The organism is Rhodococcus sp. YH1, assembly GCF_009939605.1.
Classification (GTDB): domain Bacteria; phylum Actinomycetota; class Actinomycetes; order Mycobacteriales; family Mycobacteriaceae; genus Rhodococcus; species Rhodococcus aetherivorans.
In genome coordinates, this window is record NZ_WVTE01000075.1 from 12,357 (window position 1) to 27,459 (window position 15,103).

Sequence of the window (15,103 nt, forward strand, 5' to 3'; positions counted from 1 at the left end):
ACGCCGGACGGTGGCGCCACGAAAGGAGCACGGCAGTGGAAATTCAGGGAACCGCCGCACTGGTCACCGGCGCGGCCTCCGGTCTCGGCGCAGCCACCGCCCAGCGTCTCGCCGACGCCGGCGCGACCGTCTTCGGCCTCGACCTCGCGCAGTCCATCGAGCGCGTCGGCGACAAGGCGCCCGCCGGCGTCACCCTCATCGCCACCGACGTCACCAGCGCCGACGACGTGCAGGCCGCCGTCGATCAGATCGTCGCCTCGGGCCTGCCGCTGCGCCTCGTCGTCAACTGCGCCGGCGTCGGCTGGGCCGGCCGGGTGCTGTCGAAGAACGGCCCGCACGACCTCGAGCTGTTCCGCACCGTCATCACCGTGAACCTGCTCGGCACGTTCAACGTGCTGCGCCTGGCCGCCGACGCGATGTCCAAGACCGAGCCCGTCGACGAGTACGGCCAGCGCGGCGTCATCATCAACACGGCCTCCGTCGCCGCGTTCGAGGGCCAGATCGGCCAGATCGCCTACTCCGCCTCCAAGGGCGGCGTCCACGGCATGACCGTCCCCGCGGCCCGCGACCTGGCCCAGTACGGTATCCGGGTCAACACCATCGCCCCCGGCATCGTCGACACCCCGATGCTCGCCGGCGTCACCGACGAATACCGCAAGGGCCTCGAGGCGGGCGTGCCCTTCCCGTCCCGCCTCGCCCAGCCGTCCGAGTACGCCCAGCTCGTGCAGATGATCGCCGAGCACGACTACCTCAACGGCGAGACCATCCGCATGGATGGCGCGCTGCGCATGGCGCCGCGATAGGCGGCTCCGCCGCCGTGGTGTCCTTTCGGATCCGCCCGGATCCGATAGGACACCACGGCACACTGGTGCCATGCGCCTGGTGTGGCTCGTGGTCGCGGTCGTCGCGGTGCTCGCGTCGGCCCTGTGGTTCGGGCAGCGCCGGCTGATCTACCTGCCCGACAGGTCCCCGCCGCCACCGGCGCAGTCGCTGCTGCCCGGCACCCGCGACGTGCTGCTGACCACCTCCGACGGGCTCGAACTCGGCGCCTGGTACGTCCCGCCCCGCGGCACGGCGCGGGGCTTCACGGTGCTGCTCGCCTCGGGCAACGGCGGCAACCGCGTCGACCGCGCGCCGCTGGCGTCGGCGCTCGCCGAGGCCGGCTTCGCCACTCTGCTCTTCGACTACCGCGGCTACGGCGGCAACCCCGGCCGCCCGAGCGAGGACGGCCTCGCCCGCGACGTGCGCGCCGCCCGGCAGTACCTCCTCGAGCACGAGAACGTCCGACCGGACCGGCTGCTCTACCTCGGGGAGAGCCTGGGCACCGGGGTCACGACGGGGCTCGCCGCCGAGCATCCGCCCGCGGGCATGCTGCTGCGCTCGCCGTTCGTCGATCTGCCCACCGTCGGCCGGCACCACTACCCGCTGCTGCCCACGGGGCTGATGTGGGACCGCTTCCCGGTCGCCGAGACCGTCGCGCGTCTCGACGTGCCGATCACCGTCGTCTACGGGACCGCGGACACGATCGTCCCGCCCGGGCAGAGCGAGGCCGTCGCCGGCGCCGCCCGCCGGCTCGTCGAGAAGGTGGCCCTGCCGGGCGCCGAGCACAACGATCCCGTGATGTTCGGCCCACCGGTGGTCGACGCCCTGATCCGGCTCGCCGAGGCGGTGACGCCCCCGCAGGAGTGATCTACAGGTCGGAGATGTGCGGGATCTCGTGCACCGCACGCTCGCTCATCCACTCGCGGAGCACCTTCGTGGCGATCACGTCGTCCTCGTTGTACTCGAGCAGGCGACGTCGCTGCTGCGGGTCGGGGTCCCCGTCGTAGCCGACGGCCTCGCGGTACCAGCTCATCGACGCCTCCCCACCGGCCTCCTCGTCCCGCCAGCGGTGCCCGGCGATCGGCGCGATCTTCTTGAGTCCCTTGCCGTTCGGGCACACGAACTGATCGGTGACGACTTGGTAGATGTCCACCCACTGCGGCGAGTCGATGAACTCGCGCACCTCGTCCTCGCTCGGTACCCCCGGGAAACCGGCGAACCGGCGGGCCGAGCCGAGCAGCCACTTGTCCTCCGCGGTACGCGAATAGCAATAGGCGGCAAAGGTTTTCCCACTCGCGGCGGCGGCGGCCCGTTCCGCGGACAGCCACGTCCAGAACTCCGCGAAGGAGCGGGCCTCGTCGTCGGTCGGCACCGGATCCCAGCTGACGAACGCCCGGTACGCGGAGATCCCGCCGACGTTGAGCAGCGTGCCCCACAGGTACGCGCCGTGCTCGTGGTAGCTCTCCATGTCGATGTCGATCTCGATGTCCGCACGCCGCACGTGCACGTGGTCGTGCCGCCGCACCAGCGGCGCACCCGCCAGCCACGCCTTGGCCACCACGACGGTGTCCTCGAACGAGCCCTGCGGCCAGGTCTCGGGCGGATCCCCCTCCCAGCGGGCCAGCTGGTCGATCGTGTGCACGCCCAGCTCGCGCAGCACCGCCGCGCGCTGCCCCGGCGCCACCAGCGACACGTCGTGCGTCGCACTCAGCTGCTCACGGCACCGCGGCCACCACGGGCAGGTCTTGCACTCCCCGATCTGCAACGGTTCCGTCGGCGTCTCGCCCCGGGCGATCGCGAGCCGGTCGGCCAGCCGCGCGTCGTAGTCCTCGAGGACCGCACTCAGGTCGTGCACCAGGATGCAGTCCCCGCCGTACCCGATGGCGCCGCCGACCTGCGCCGGGCTGGCCAGACCGTGACGCTCGAGCATCCGGTACAGGTGGGCCACCCGCATCTGGTCGCGCACCTGGCTGCGCACCTTGCGGGTCTCGTCGACCACCGGCTCCCACGCGAACAGCCCCGACGTCGTCGCGCCCCGGCCCGGGTCGGTGACCTTGTGATTGACCACGATCACCGGGATGTAGCCACCGCGTTCGACGTCGCGCAGCAGGATCTCGGCCCGGCCCCGCCGGCCCGAGTCCGGCTCCGACGGCAGAACCGCGCCCCAGATCCGGTTCGCGCCGCGACGGCATGCGTCGAGGGTGGCTTCGGCGCGCCGCCACGCCGGCCCCTCGGGGTCGATCCGCGCCCAGTCGCCGGGGTTCGCGTCGAACAGCCGCTGCCGCACGGCCTCGCGGTGGGTGGCCGCCGCCTCCTGCCGCTGCTTGGCTCCCGGGTGCTCCGGGGCCGCGGCCAACTCGTCCGGAAAGGCCGCGTCCAGATGGACCCGGTGCCGGCAGCGGGTCAGCGCGCTCGCCTCGATCAGGACCGGCAAGGTCCGTCTCTCGCTGGATACGTTCACAGTGAAGAACAGTATTCGTCCACCTAGGGTCAACCGGAAACCCCCGTCACGGATAGGCTGACCCGTGGCGCCGTGGGCGCCGTACACCGAATGGAGGGTCCTGTTCGATGGCGTTGTTCAAGAGGCGGAAGCGCCGCGCCACCCGCAAGGCGGAGGCGAAGGCTCTCAAGCACAAGGCGAGGCTCGAGGCCAAACTCAACGCGAAGAATCAGCGCAAGCGCGACAGCCGCCTGACGAAGGCCGAGATCAAGGCGGCCAAGGCCCAGCTCAAGGCCGACAAGGCGCTGATCGAATCGCAGACCCGGGTCGAGAAGCAGCAGCTCGCCACGCTCAAGGCCCAGGAGAAGGCCGCCGCCCAGAAGGGCTTCACCGCGGCGAAGGTGCGGCGCTACCTCGCCGTCGTGCGGCTGCTCGCGCCGGTGCTCGTGCCGCTGGTGTACCAGGGTGTGACCGCGCTGCGCGGTCAGCTCGACGCCGCGCGCGCCCAGCGCATGGGCGTCGCCGTCGACCAGCTCGGCGAGTACACCGGTCACGGCGCGCACCTGAGCGCCCGCATCGCCGGGGCCGAGAAGTCGCTCGGCGAGATCCTCGAGCGCCATCCCAAGGACGCCGAGACCCAGAAGTTCGCCGACGCCATCCGGGGCCGGCTCTCCGACCTGACGGCCGCGGTGCACGCCGCCGAGCAGATGCCGGCACCGCGCCGCAAGGCCGCGCACGCCGGCATCTCGCGGGAGCTGGACGGCATCGAGGCCGACCTGCTCGCCCGCCTCGGCGTGCGCTGACACCAGCGTGACGCCCGGCTCGACCCTGCGCGGCGCCGCCGCGGGAGCGCTGACCGCCGCCCTGGCGGTCGCCGCGCACGGCGGCGCCGGCGGCGGCGTGCCCGGCAACGCGGCGGTGGCGTTGTTGCTCGCCGTCGCGGCCGGGGTCGGGCTCGTCGCCGCCCACCTCCGCGCGGTGCCCACCGCGGTGCTGCTCGCGGCCGGGCAGGGGGCGACGCACCTGGTGCTGGCCGCGGTCACGACCGGCCACCTGCACGCGTCGGCGCCGATGCTCGTCGCACACACCGTCGCGGTCGTTGCGTGCGCGGCCCTGCTCGAGGCGGCGCAACGCCTGTACGGGCCGCTGACCCGGGCGGTGCGGGCGGCATGGACCGCGGCGCCCCCTCGCATCGAGGCAGCCCGGACGGTGCTGCCGGTCGTGGCGGGCCGGACCGTCGCGTCGGCCCGGCCGGCACCGTGCATCTCCCGGCGGGGGCCGCCCGTCGCGGCGTGACCGCGACCCACCCCACCGGAGAGAGAAACCCATGAACATCCCGAACACCGTCGCCGCACGCCGGCGACAGACCCCACTCGTTCTCGCCCGGCTCGCCGGGCTCCTCGGCCTCGCCCGGCTCGCCGGGCTCCTCGGCGCGGTCGCGGCGGCATTGCTGTTCGCGGCCGGCCCGGCCGCCGCGCACTCGGTCGTCATCGCCAGCACACCCGCGCCGGGCGAGCAGATCGCGCAGGGCCCCGAGCGCGTGAGCCTGACCTTCAACGAGGCCCTGCAGGAGTCCTTCGCCGCGCTGACCGTCGTCGGCCCGGACGGCAACCTGTGGTCCAAGGGTGATCCCCTCGTCGAGGACGCCACGGTCTCCGTGGCCGTCGGCGATCTCGGCCCGGCCGGCGAGTACACCATCGCCTACCGCGTGACCTCGGCGGACGGCCATCCGGTCACCGGCACCCAGGTCTTCACCCTCACGCAGGACGGTCCGGGCGCACCCGGCGCGGCGGCCGCCGCCGGTGCCGCGGCGGACAGCGACGAGGACAGCGGCCCGGCCGTGTGGGTCTTCGTCGTCGTGGGCGTCGCCGTCCTCGCCGGCGTGCTGTGGTTCGTGCTGCGCAAGCCGAAGAAGGCCTGACGCCGGTGGCGGGGCGTTGACGACGAGCGGCACCGGCACCGCCGCGCACCGGGCGTGGCTGCTCACCGCCGGCGTCGGCGCCACCGCGGGCGTCGCCGCCGGATGGCTGCTGGCGAACCCGGCCGCGTCGAGCTGGGTGCGGGCGCTGTCGCTGTGCGTCGGCGCGACGGTGCTCGGCCTGGCCACGCTCGGTGTCATGGTGCGCGACGAGCGGCGGCCCCCCGTCGCCCCCGGCGACGTCTGGCGTGTGATCGCCGGTCTCGGCGGGCTCTGGGTGCTGACGGAGGTCGTGCAGCTCGTGCTGCAGGCCGCGGACACCACGAACGTCCCCGTGTCGCGGCTCGGGGTGTCGCGCTTCGCGGAGTACCTCGGCAGTGCGGGCGCCGGCCGGATCGGCGTGGCCGCGCTGCTGTGCGTGCTGGTGTGCACCCTCGTCGCCGCCCTCGCGTATCGCCGGTCGGCGGCGTGGCCCACGGTCCCGGTCCTCGTCGCCGCGGCGCTGGCGCTCATCGCCCGGCCGGTCACCGGCCACATGTCCCAGCAGGCCCTCGGATCGCTGCTCGACGCGGCGCACGCCCTGGCGGCGGCGCTGTGGTTCGGCACGCTCGTCGCGCTGGCCCTGACCGTCCGGTCCCGCGGCGCGTGGGCCCGGCTGCTCCCCCGGTACTCGGTGCTCGCGGTGCGATGCGTCGCCGTGCTCGCCGCGACGGGCGTCGTCGACGCGGCGGTACGGCTCGGCTCGGTCCCGGCGCTCGTCGACACCGGATACGGCCGCATCGTGCTGGCCAAGACGCTGACCCTGACGGCACTGCTGGCGCTGGCGTGGTGGTGGCGGCGGACGTGGGTGCCGGCCGCGGCCGCGCACCGGGTCACCGCGGAGGCGTCGCTGCGCAACGCGGTACTCGAGGTCGCCGCGACGTCCGTCGCGTTCGGGCTCGCTGCGGCGCTGGCCACCAGCGCCTGAGCTGGCCCCGCGGCGTCCCGGCGTCTGGATTGCGGGAGTGTGACCGCGCACAATGGGAGGTGTCGAGAAGAGTGCGACGAAACGGACAGGCACAACGGACGGGACGGTTGCCGATGTCCGAAACCGGTGCTGTGACGACCCGCGTCCGGCCGCACCCGGGCCGCCAGTGATGACCACCCGGACCTCCGCACTGCGGGTGGGATCGGCGATGCCCGATCCGCCGTTCGAGTTCTACGAGCGTGGCGGGCCCGTGGGGTTCGACATCGACCTCACCCGGGCCCTCGCCGGGCACCTCGGGCTGCGGTGGGAATTCGTCCCGCACGAGGGCGACGACTTCGAGACGATCTTCGACGAGCTGGCGGCGGGGCGCTTCGACGTCGTCGCCTCCGGCACCACCGTCACCGAGCCGCGCCGCGAGCGGGCCTCGTTCTGCGCGCCGTACTTCGTGTCCGGGCAGTCTCTGGCGGTCGACACCGCCCGTCACCCCGCGGTGCAGGGGGTGGCAGACCTGACGGGCCTGACCGTCGGGGTGCAGCAGGGGAACACCAGCGAACCGGTGGTGAAACGCCTTCTCGCCGAGGGACGGATCGGCGGGATCCGGGTGTACGCGTACCACGAGATCGACCGTGCCCTGGACGAGCTGTCGACCGGCGGGTGCGACGCCTTCATGAAGCTCGGTCCCGTCCTGACGTGGCTGACCCGCGACCGGACACACGTCGACGTCGTCGAGTACGACATCACCCGCGAGGAGATCGCCCTGGCGGTGCGCCTCGGCGATGCCGTGCTGCGCGCCGATCTCGAGGAGGCGCAGCGCGCCCTCACCGCGGACGGCACGCTCGGCGCGCTGGTTTCACGATGGCTCTCCCTCGCTCGGGGCGACGGCACGTCGTCCTCCTGACGCACCGCGAAGCGATGCCGGCCGGGTGCGGCGGACGAGCAGAACGACCGCCAGCACCGCGACCCACAGCACGAACGCACCGAACATCACGCGTTCGACCGCGCCCATGCCGGGGGTCGGCTCGGCGGCGGCGACCGCCGGCACGTACCGGCCCGTCCATGCTCCGAACGCCAGGATCGTCGCGACCGTGACCGCCGAGTACACCCGGAACCAGGTTCCGAAGGCAGCGGCCGCGAACCCGATCATCGCGCACCACAGCGAGACCGTCACCGCGCTGAGAACCAGGTGCATGGTGTCGGCGAGCGGCATGGCGGCCCCGGCCTCGATGTCCTCACGTCCGGTCATCGGAAACGGCAGCCACAGGGGTCCCACGAATCCGTAGGCCACCAGGAGAACTCCCGCGATGCGCAGGGGGCGGACGCCGCGGCCCGTCCGCCACACGCCGATCCCGAAGGCGACGATCAGCACGTCGTACACGAATCCCACAGCGGTCAGGGGTGCCCGGGTCGGCGCGCCGACCGACGTCAGCTCGCTGATCGCCTGATCGAACCGGCTGTAGCCGTCGTAGAGCGCAGCCGCGAGTATCTCGTGCGCAACCACGTACAACAGCGACGACACGACCCCGCAGGCGAGCAGCACCGTCGACGCCGTGCTCGGACGGTGCGACCCGTCGCGCCGGGCCTGGGATGTGTGCGGAGCAGGGGTGGACACCGTCGACCTCCCCGGACGCCGACTCGGCGGTGCGGGCGCCCGATGGGTCCAGCATGATCCGGCCGGGGAGGCGACGCCAGAGACCTTCGGCCCCGATCCCCGCGGAATGTGAGCTATCCGTCGCCCGTATCCCCCGCCACGGCCGTTGCAGCATGCCACGCTGACGCACCGAGCCACGGACGCGCCGGGGCGGAAGGGACGAGGGTGTATCGGAAGATCGAACTGCGGGGCCGGCAGGGCTTCGAGGCGATGGCCTCCGATGCCGGGAGCCGCACCGAGCTGTTCGTCCCCGACGTGACGCAGTTCCGGTTCCGGATGGAGATCTGCAACGTCGGGGCGATCAGTGTCGGCCGGGTGCAGATGTCACCGCATCGTGCTCTGGCCGGCGTCGTCGAGGACGGCGAGGTCGCGAACCTGTTCCTGATGCTCACCGGCGAGCGGATGGTCGACCACGGCACCACCCGGGTACACGTCAAGAGCGGCCGGATCGTCCTGCAGGTCGGGTGGAATCGATACGAGGCCGCGGATGCGGACGGCTCGGACCTGCTCCTGGTGCGCATTCCCCGCCACCGGCTCGAAGAACGCGGACTCGATCTCGAGGAGACGGCCGTGACGTTCGGGCCGGCCAAGCCCACCCTGTCGACGCACGCGCTCAACGCAGTGGGAATGGCCATGCTCCGCGAACGCGGTCGTCACAACACCACCGCGGCCCCGCGCGGCGTGGAGAACGCCCTGATCGAGCTCGTGGTGGGGCTGCACCACGAATCGCTCGGCTACGGCGCCGATTCCGGCGAACTGTGCGGCAGCGCGTACACCCGCGCCCTCACCCTCGTCCGGGCCCATCACAGCGACCCGATGCTGACTCCGACCGTGATCGCGGAGCGGCTGCAGATGTCCTTGCGGAGCCTGCAGCGCGCCTTCGCGGCCCACGACACCACGGTCGCGTCCCAGATCCGGCGACTGCGCGCGCACCGCGCCGCCGTGCTCCTCCAGGAACCCGCCTATGCCCGCACCACGGTCGCCGAGATCGCGGCGATCGCCGGTTTCGCGTCCAGCGCCGAGCTGCGTCGCGCCCTTCGCGCGGTGCGCGGCGTGAGCCCGAGTGAGCTGCGACCGCACTGAGCTCGACCACACCGGGCTCGACCGCACCGGGCTGCGACCACGCTGGGCCTCGACCCGCACCCGGAATGATCGTGCTGCATTTCGCGTCACCACGGCGCATTCTGCGCCGCCGTGTTCCGGTGCCCGGCGAAGACCGTGTACCTGTTTGCGTCCGGGTGTCCTTTCCGTCCGTTTCCCGGGCACCTCCGAACCGTGAGAGGCGTGTGCGTGATGCTGGATTCGTTGTGGGACCTGTTGTGGTACACCCTGGTCGTCTTCGCGTTCGTCGCGTACCTGCTGATCCTGTTCCAGGTGCTGACGGACCTGTTCCGTGACCGTTCCACGTCCGCCGTGGTCAAGGTCGTGTGGATCATCTTCCTGGTCGTCCTCCCGTACCTGACCGCCTTCGTCTACCTGCTGGTGCGGGGCCGCGGCATGTCCGAGCGGCACGCGGCCGCCCACGAGGCGGCCCAGCACGCGGCCGACGACTACATCCGCAAGGTGGCCGGACGATCCCCGGCGGCCGAGATCGCCGAGGCCCAGGCACTGCTCGAGGCCGGGACGATCACCGGCGACGAGTTCGACCGGCTCAAGGCCAAGGCCCTGCGCTGACTACCACCGCTGACGTCGAGCCCGGCCGGGTGGTCACGCCGCGCGCTCGGCTGCTCGGCTACGGGCGCCGGTTCCACCCGATCGGTCTGGGCTTCGCGCTGGTGTTCTTCGTCTGGTCGATGACGCCGTCGTTGCTGCCGCGGGTGTGGTATCTGCAGGGCGTGGCGTCGGGGCTGAGCCTGGTGACCGGCTATGGGATCGGCTGCCTGCTCGCCTGGGTGGTCCGGCGCTGCGGCGTCGATCCGCAGTGGTCGGAGCGGACCCGCCGGGTCGGCTGGTGGATTCTGGCCGGGGCGGCGCTGGTGCTGGTGCCGGTGTTCCTCGTGCTGGGGTCGTGGTGGCAGCAGATCATCCGGGACCTGGTGGGGGTGCCGCGGGCCCAGCGCTCGTTCTATCTGCTGGTGCTGCTGATCGCCCTGGTCGTCGCTCTGGCGCTGCTGACGATCGGCCGGGGCCTGCGTGCGGGCACGAACCGGTTGACCCGGCTGGGCCGGCGGTACGTGCCCGGGCCCGTCGCCCGGCTCGGGGCGGTGACCCTCGTGGTGCTCCTGAGCGTGTTCGTGCTCGACGGCGCCGTCCACCGGGGTGTGCTGGGCGTGGCGGAACGCTCGTCCGAGGTGGCCGATCAGGGCACCGCACCGGGTGTGGTGCAGCCCGGGCTGCCGGAACGGTCCGGATCGCCGGCCTCGAACGAGGCGTGGGACACCCTGGGCCGGGAGGGCCGCACCTTCGTCGCGGGCGGGCCGAGCGCCGAGCAGATCGAGACCGTCACCGGGGCGCCGGCGCGCACCCCGATCCGGGTCTATGCCGGCCGCGAATCCGCCGACACGGTCGAGGGCATCGCGGACCGGGTCGTCGCCGAGCTCGAGCGCACCGACGCATTCGACCGCCGGGTGCTGGCGGTGGTGACCACCACCGGCCGCGGCTGGGTCAACGCGAACGTCGCCGGGGCCTTCGAATACGTCGCCGGCGGGGATTCGGCGATCGCGGCCATGCAGTACTCGTTCCTGCCCAGCGCGTTGTCGTTCGTCGCCGACCGGGAGACGCCCCGGCTGGCAGGGCGGGCGCTGTTCGAGGCGGTGTATGCGGCGTGGTCGGCGCGGCCCGAGCCGGAGCGGCCGACGCTGGTGGTGTTCGGCGAGAGCCTGGGCTCGTACGGCGGTCAGGCGGCGTTCGCGTCGGGGCCGGACCTGGTCGCCCGGACCGACGGGGCGCTGCTGGTGGGTACCCCGAACTTCGCGCAGCCGTGGGGGGAGATCACCGCGGACCGCGACCCGGGGTCGCTCGAGCGGCTGCCGGTGGTCGACGCCGGCCGCCACATCCGGTTCGCGTCCCGCCCGGACGACGCGGACCTGCCCGGGCCGTGGCAGTTTCCGCGGGTGGTGTTCTGGCAGCACGCGAGCGATCCGATCACCTGGTGGTCGTTCGAGCTGTTGCTGCGGGAGCCGGACTGGTTGCGGGAGCCGCTCGGCCCGGATGTGGATCCGGGCATGCGGTGGCTGCCGTTCGTCACGTTCTGGCAGGTCACGCTCGACATGGTGTTCTCCGCCGACGTCCCGTCCGGGTTCGGCCACGCGTACGGGCCGGAGGCCGCGCAGTTGTGGGCGGACATCCTCGCCCCCGACGGCTGGGACGACGCGGCCACCCACCGGGTGCAGAACGCCCTCGCCGGAACGGCGTCCGACGACTGAACCGCTGTGGGTACCGAACAGCTGTAGGTACTGGACATCTGTAGGTACTACAGCGCCCCGGCGGCCACCCGCAGATCGGCGACCAGCCCGGCGAGGGCCTCGTCCCGCTGCTCCGCCGGTCCGCGCAGGATCGCCGACGGGTGGATCGTGGCGACGACGGCCGGAGCGGACGGAATCTGCACCTCCCCGTCGAGGTGCAGGATCTCCCCCCGGTGCGCGGTCACCCGGAACGACGGGCCGAGCAGCGACTGGGCCGCGGTGGCGCCGAGGCACACGAGCACGTCGGGCTGCACGGCCCGCAGTTCGGCGACCAACCAGGGCCGGCACGCGACGATCTCGCCGCGTGCCGGTTTCTTGTGGATGCGACGCCCGCCGGCGGCGGCCCGCTCGAACTTGAAGTGCTTGACCGCGTTGGTCACGTAGACCTCGCCGCGGTCGATCCCCGCCTCCTCGAGGGCCCGGTCGAGCAGCCGCCCGGCCGGGCCGACGAACGGCTCCCCGGCCCGGTCCTCCTGATCGCCGGGCTGCTCGCCGACGAGCACGAGCCGGGCCGTGGCCGGGCCGGCGCCGAACACGGTGCGTTCGGCGTTCCGGTACAGCTCGCATCCGCGGCAGCCGCCCGCCGCGGCCGCGAGCTCGGCCAGGTCGGTGGTCTCCGGCACGAACTCCTCGGCTCCCGGTTGCCTGCTCACCGCCACCTCCCTTCGGTGACGGACGGGTACCCACCGGCGCTCAGGACATGCGCAGCCGCGACACCCAGGCCCGTGTATCGGCGGGATCGATGACGTCGTCGAGTTCGAAGATCGTCGCGGCCTGCAGGGCCTTGCCGTGCTGGTAGGCGGCGGCGACGAGCTGCGCGAACAGCTCGTCGCGCGCGGCCCGGTCGGGTGCGGCCTCGAGTTCCTTGCGGAAGCCGAGCCGCACCGCCCCCTCGAGCCCCATGCCGCCGATCTCGCCGGTGGGCCACGCCACGGTGAACTCGGGTGCGTGGAAGGACCCGCCGGCCATGGCCATGGCGCCGAGGCCGTAACCCTTGCGCAGGATGATCGTGCCGAACGGGACGGTCAGGCGCGCACCGGCGACGAACAGCCGGCCGAACCGGCGCACCGTGGCCTCCTTCTCCGACTCGGGTCCGACCATGAATCCCGGTGTGTCGCAGAGGCTCACGACGGGCAGGCGGTGCGCCTGGCACAGCTCGAGGAAGTCGGCGGCCTTGTCCGCGGCCTCGGCGTCGATCGCGCCGCCGAGGTGGTGGCTGCTGTTGGCGAGCACCCCGTACGCCGCGCCCTCGACGCGGACGAGGGCGGTGACGATGCCGACACCGTAGTCGCCGCGCAGTTCGAGCACGGAACCGACGTCGGCGATCGCATCGATCGCCGCGCGCACGTCGTAGGCGCGCAACCGGTTCTCGGGAACGACGTGGCGCGCCAGCCGCGGGTCCGGGGCCGCCCACTCGCCGGCGGCGGCGGTGAAGTAGCCGAGGTACTGCCGGGCCAGTTCGACGGCGTGCGCCTCGTCGCGTGCGGCGAGGTGCACGACGCCGTTGCGGCGCTGCACGTCGATCGGGCCGATGTCCTCGGGCCGGTACACGCCGAGCCCGCCGCCCTCGATCATCGCGGGCCCGCCCATGCCGATGTTGGTGTCGGGGGTGGCGATCAGCACGTCGCACACGCCGGCGAGGGCGGCGTTGCCGGCGAAGCACCGCCCGGAGACCACCGCGACGGTGGGGACGCGCCCCCGCAGGGCGGCCATCGCGCGGAACGTCGACAGCTCCAGGCCCTGTCCGGGTCCGGCGTCGACGTCCCCGGGCCGTCCGCCGCCGCCCTCGGCGAACAACACGAGCGGCACCTCGCGGCGGGCGGCGAGTGCGAGCAGCCGGTCGGTCTTGCTGTGGTTGCGCATGCCCTGTGTGCCGGCGAGGACGGTGTAGTCGTAGGAGAGCACCACCGATTCGGCACCGTCGATGCGGGCGAGACCGCCGACGAGCCCGTCGGCGGGGGTGTTGGCGATCAAATCCTCCTCGCTGCGCCGGCTGCGCTGCGCGGCGAGCACGAGCGGCCCGTACTCGACGAAGGTGCCGTCGTCGACGAGGTCGGCGATGTTCTCCCGCGCGGTTCGACGGCCCGTCCGGTGCCGCTTGGCGACCGCGTCGGGCCGGGCGGCGTCGAGGGTGCGGGCGTGCCGGTTCCGGATCTCGGTGAGGTCGTCGCGCACGGCGTCGAGGTCCCGCTCACCCCCGTCGCCGGTGGCCGCGTCGCCGGACCCGGCGCGCACCACGGCGAGCACCTCCCCCGGCTGCACGGTCTGCCCCGGCCGCACCAGCAGGCGCACCACGGTCGCCGATCCGGAGGCGGACACCACGTGCTGCATCTTCATCGCCTCGAGCACCGCGACGGGTGCGCCCGGCGCGAGCGCGTCGCCGTCGGCGGCGGTCTCGACGACGGTGCCGACCATGTCGGCGCGCACCGCCTCCTCCCCCGCGTGCAGTTCCGGCGCGACGGCCGGTGCGCCGTCGGGGCCGGCGACGGCGAGGTCGGCGATCCGTTCGTCCAGCCACGACGTGTGCACGTCGGATGCCGCGAAGTCCTTGTCGCGCAGGATGTTCTGCAGAAACTCGGCATTGGTGGCGACACCCTCGACGAGCAGGTCGCCGAGCGCCGCGTCCGTCTTGCGCAGCGCCGCCGCGAAGTCGTCGATGCGGGTGTGGGTGATCACCTTGGCCAGCAACGAGTCGTAGCGCGGGCTGGTCGTCAGCCCGGGACGGCCGTAGGTGTCGACGCGGACGCCCGGTCCGGTGGGCGGCGTGAACACGGTGAGCGTGCCGGAGGCGGGTACGGCCCGGCCGTCGGGGCGCATCGTCTCGGTGTTGACGCGAGCCTGGACGGCGATGCCCCTCGCGGCGGCGGGCTCGCCGCGCACGCCGGCGCCGTCGGCGGTGACGCCGCCGGGCAGGCCGAGTTCGTCGAACCGGGCACCGCGGGCGATCGCGATCTGCGTCGCGGCCAGGTCGACGCCGGTGACCTCCTCGGTGACCGTGTGCTCCACCTGGATCCGGGGGTTCACCTCGAGGAACACCGCGTCGTCGCCGGCGACGAGGAACTCGACGGTGGCCAGACCCCGATAGCCCACCGATGCGCACAGCCGCGCCGCGGCCTCGTGCAGCGCGCGGCGCACCGTCGCGCCGAGCCGTTGCGCCGGAGCGATTTCCACGAGCTTCTGGTGGCGTCGCTGCACGCTGCAGTCCCGGTCACCGAGCGCGAGAGCCCGCACCCCGCCCGCGCCGTCGGGGGCCGCGACGACCTGCACCTCGATGTGCCGGGCCCGAGCGCACAGGGCCTCGGCGAACAGCGCGCCGTTGCCGAAACCCAACTCCGCCTCGGCCGTACACGCGCGGAAGGCGTCGTCGAGGTCCGCGGCGTCGCGCACGATCCGCATGCCGCGGCCGCCCCCGCCGGCGAGCGCCTTCAGGACGATGCCGCCGGGGTGGGCGGCGAGGAAGTCGCGGGCCGCGCCGGCCGTGACGCCCCCGTCGGTGGCGGGCAGCACGGGCACCTGTGCGGCGACGGCGGTGCGGCGGGCGGCGGCCTTGTCGCCGAAGATCCGCAGCACCTGCGGCTTGGGGCCGACGAACGTCACCCCGGCCGCGGCGCACGCTTCGGCGAATTCGGCGTTCTCGCTGAGGAATCCGTATCCGGGGTGAACGAGGGTGCAGCCGGTCTCGGCGGCGGCGCGCAGCAGCGCCTGCCCGTCGAGGTAGGCGGCCGGTCCGGCACCGGTCAACGCGACGGCGCGGGTGGCGGCGGCGACGTGCGGGCTGTCCGCGTCGTCCTCGGCATACACGGCGACGGTGTCGAGGCCGAATTCGGTGGCGGAACGGATGACCCGCAGGGCGATCTCGCCGCGGTTGGCTACGAGCAGCATGGGTGTCGGGGGTCCTGTCGGT

Annotated in this window: 14 protein-coding genes; 10 read left to right on the forward strand and 4 right to left on the reverse strand. The window is 73.2% G+C overall.

Features of this window, described 5'->3' with window-relative positions; all coding sequences use genetic code 11:
* The first annotated feature begins 35 nt into the window (after positions 1-35).
* Complete coding sequence (locus tag AIIKEEIJ_RS07575; protein WP_006944673.1) at positions 36-803, forward strand: SDR family NAD(P)-dependent oxidoreductase; 768 nt, start codon at positions 36-38, stop codon at positions 801-803.
* A 70-nt stretch (positions 804-873) separates the two neighbouring features.
* A complete protein-coding gene (locus AIIKEEIJ_RS07580; RefSeq protein ID WP_161995338.1) occupies positions 874-1,689 on the forward strand; it encodes an alpha/beta hydrolase in 816 nt (271 codons plus the stop codon).
* Between the two features lies 1 nt (position 1,690).
* Here AIIKEEIJ_RS07580 and AIIKEEIJ_RS07585 read toward each other — a convergent pair whose 3' ends face one another.
* Complete coding sequence (locus AIIKEEIJ_RS07585) at positions 1,691-3,283, reverse strand: TM0106 family RecB-like putative nuclease (protein WP_161995339.1); 1,593 nt, start codon at positions 3,281-3,283, stop codon at positions 1,691-1,693.
* Between the two features lie 107 nt (positions 3,284-3,390).
* Here AIIKEEIJ_RS07585 and AIIKEEIJ_RS07590 point away from each other — a divergent pair, with 107 nt between their 5' ends.
* The 5 genes from AIIKEEIJ_RS07590 to AIIKEEIJ_RS07610 all read left to right on the forward strand — a co-directional run bounded on the left by AIIKEEIJ_RS07590 (position 3,391) and on the right by AIIKEEIJ_RS07610 (position 7,045).
* On the forward strand, positions 3,391-4,065 hold the full coding sequence (locus AIIKEEIJ_RS07590) for a DUF6474 family protein (protein ID WP_006944681.1): 675 nt from the start codon (positions 3,391-3,393) through the stop codon (positions 4,063-4,065).
* A 7-nt stretch (positions 4,066-4,072) separates the two neighbouring features.
* Complete coding sequence (locus AIIKEEIJ_RS07595; protein WP_029546928.1) at positions 4,073-4,558, forward strand: hypothetical protein; 486 nt, start codon at positions 4,073-4,075, stop codon at positions 4,556-4,558.
* A 31-nt stretch (positions 4,559-4,589) separates the two neighbouring features.
* Positions 4,590-5,183, forward strand: coding sequence for a copper resistance protein CopC (locus tag AIIKEEIJ_RS07600; RefSeq protein WP_238406243.1), 594 nt, complete (start codon positions 4,590-4,592; stop codon positions 5,181-5,183).
* Between the two features lie 16 nt (positions 5,184-5,199).
* On the forward strand, positions 5,200-6,147 hold the full coding sequence (locus AIIKEEIJ_RS07605; RefSeq protein ID WP_161995340.1) for a CopD family protein: 948 nt from the start codon (positions 5,200-5,202) through the stop codon (positions 6,145-6,147).
* Positions 6,148-6,316: 169 nt separating this feature from the next.
* A complete protein-coding gene (locus AIIKEEIJ_RS07610; RefSeq protein ID WP_161995341.1) occupies positions 6,317-7,045 on the forward strand; it encodes a transporter substrate-binding domain-containing protein in 729 nt (242 codons plus the stop codon).
* On the opposite strand, the gene AIIKEEIJ_RS07615 is transcribed toward AIIKEEIJ_RS07610, so the two are convergent.
* Positions 6,998-7,756 (reverse strand): DUF998 domain-containing protein, encoded by a 759-nt coding sequence (locus tag AIIKEEIJ_RS07615; RefSeq protein ID WP_338020917.1) that lies wholly within the window; start codon positions 7,754-7,756, stop codon positions 6,998-7,000. The genes AIIKEEIJ_RS07610 and AIIKEEIJ_RS07615 overlap by 48 nt on opposite strands.
* Positions 7,757-7,960: 204 nt before the next feature.
* Here AIIKEEIJ_RS07615 and AIIKEEIJ_RS07620 point away from each other — a divergent pair, with 204 nt between their 5' ends.
* From AIIKEEIJ_RS07620 to AIIKEEIJ_RS07630, 3 genes are all read left to right on the forward strand, one after another.
* On the forward strand, positions 7,961-8,878 hold the full coding sequence (locus tag AIIKEEIJ_RS07620) for a helix-turn-helix transcriptional regulator (RefSeq protein WP_161995342.1): 918 nt from the start codon (positions 7,961-7,963) through the stop codon (positions 8,876-8,878).
* A 210-nt stretch (positions 8,879-9,088) separates the two neighbouring features.
* A complete protein-coding gene (locus AIIKEEIJ_RS07625; RefSeq protein ID WP_029546925.1) occupies positions 9,089-9,469 on the forward strand; it encodes a PLDc N-terminal domain-containing protein in 381 nt (126 codons plus the stop codon).
* A gap of 29 nt (positions 9,470-9,498) precedes the next feature.
* Positions 9,499-11,160 (forward strand): alpha/beta hydrolase, encoded by a 1,662-nt coding sequence (locus AIIKEEIJ_RS07630; RefSeq protein WP_338020918.1) that lies wholly within the window; start codon positions 9,499-9,501, stop codon positions 11,158-11,160.
* A gap of 47 nt (positions 11,161-11,207) precedes the next feature.
* Here the strand turns inward: AIIKEEIJ_RS07630 and AIIKEEIJ_RS07635 are convergent, their stop codons facing one another.
* Positions 11,208-11,852 (reverse strand): UdgX family uracil-DNA binding protein, encoded by a 645-nt coding sequence (locus AIIKEEIJ_RS07635; RefSeq protein ID WP_420833222.1) that lies wholly within the window; start codon positions 11,850-11,852, stop codon positions 11,208-11,210.
* Positions 11,853-11,892: 40 nt separating this feature from the next.
* A complete protein-coding gene (locus AIIKEEIJ_RS07640; RefSeq protein WP_161995344.1) occupies positions 11,893-15,081 on the reverse strand; it encodes a carboxyl transferase domain-containing protein in 3,189 nt (1,062 codons plus the stop codon).
* Between the last annotated feature and the right edge of the window lie 22 nt (positions 15,082-15,103).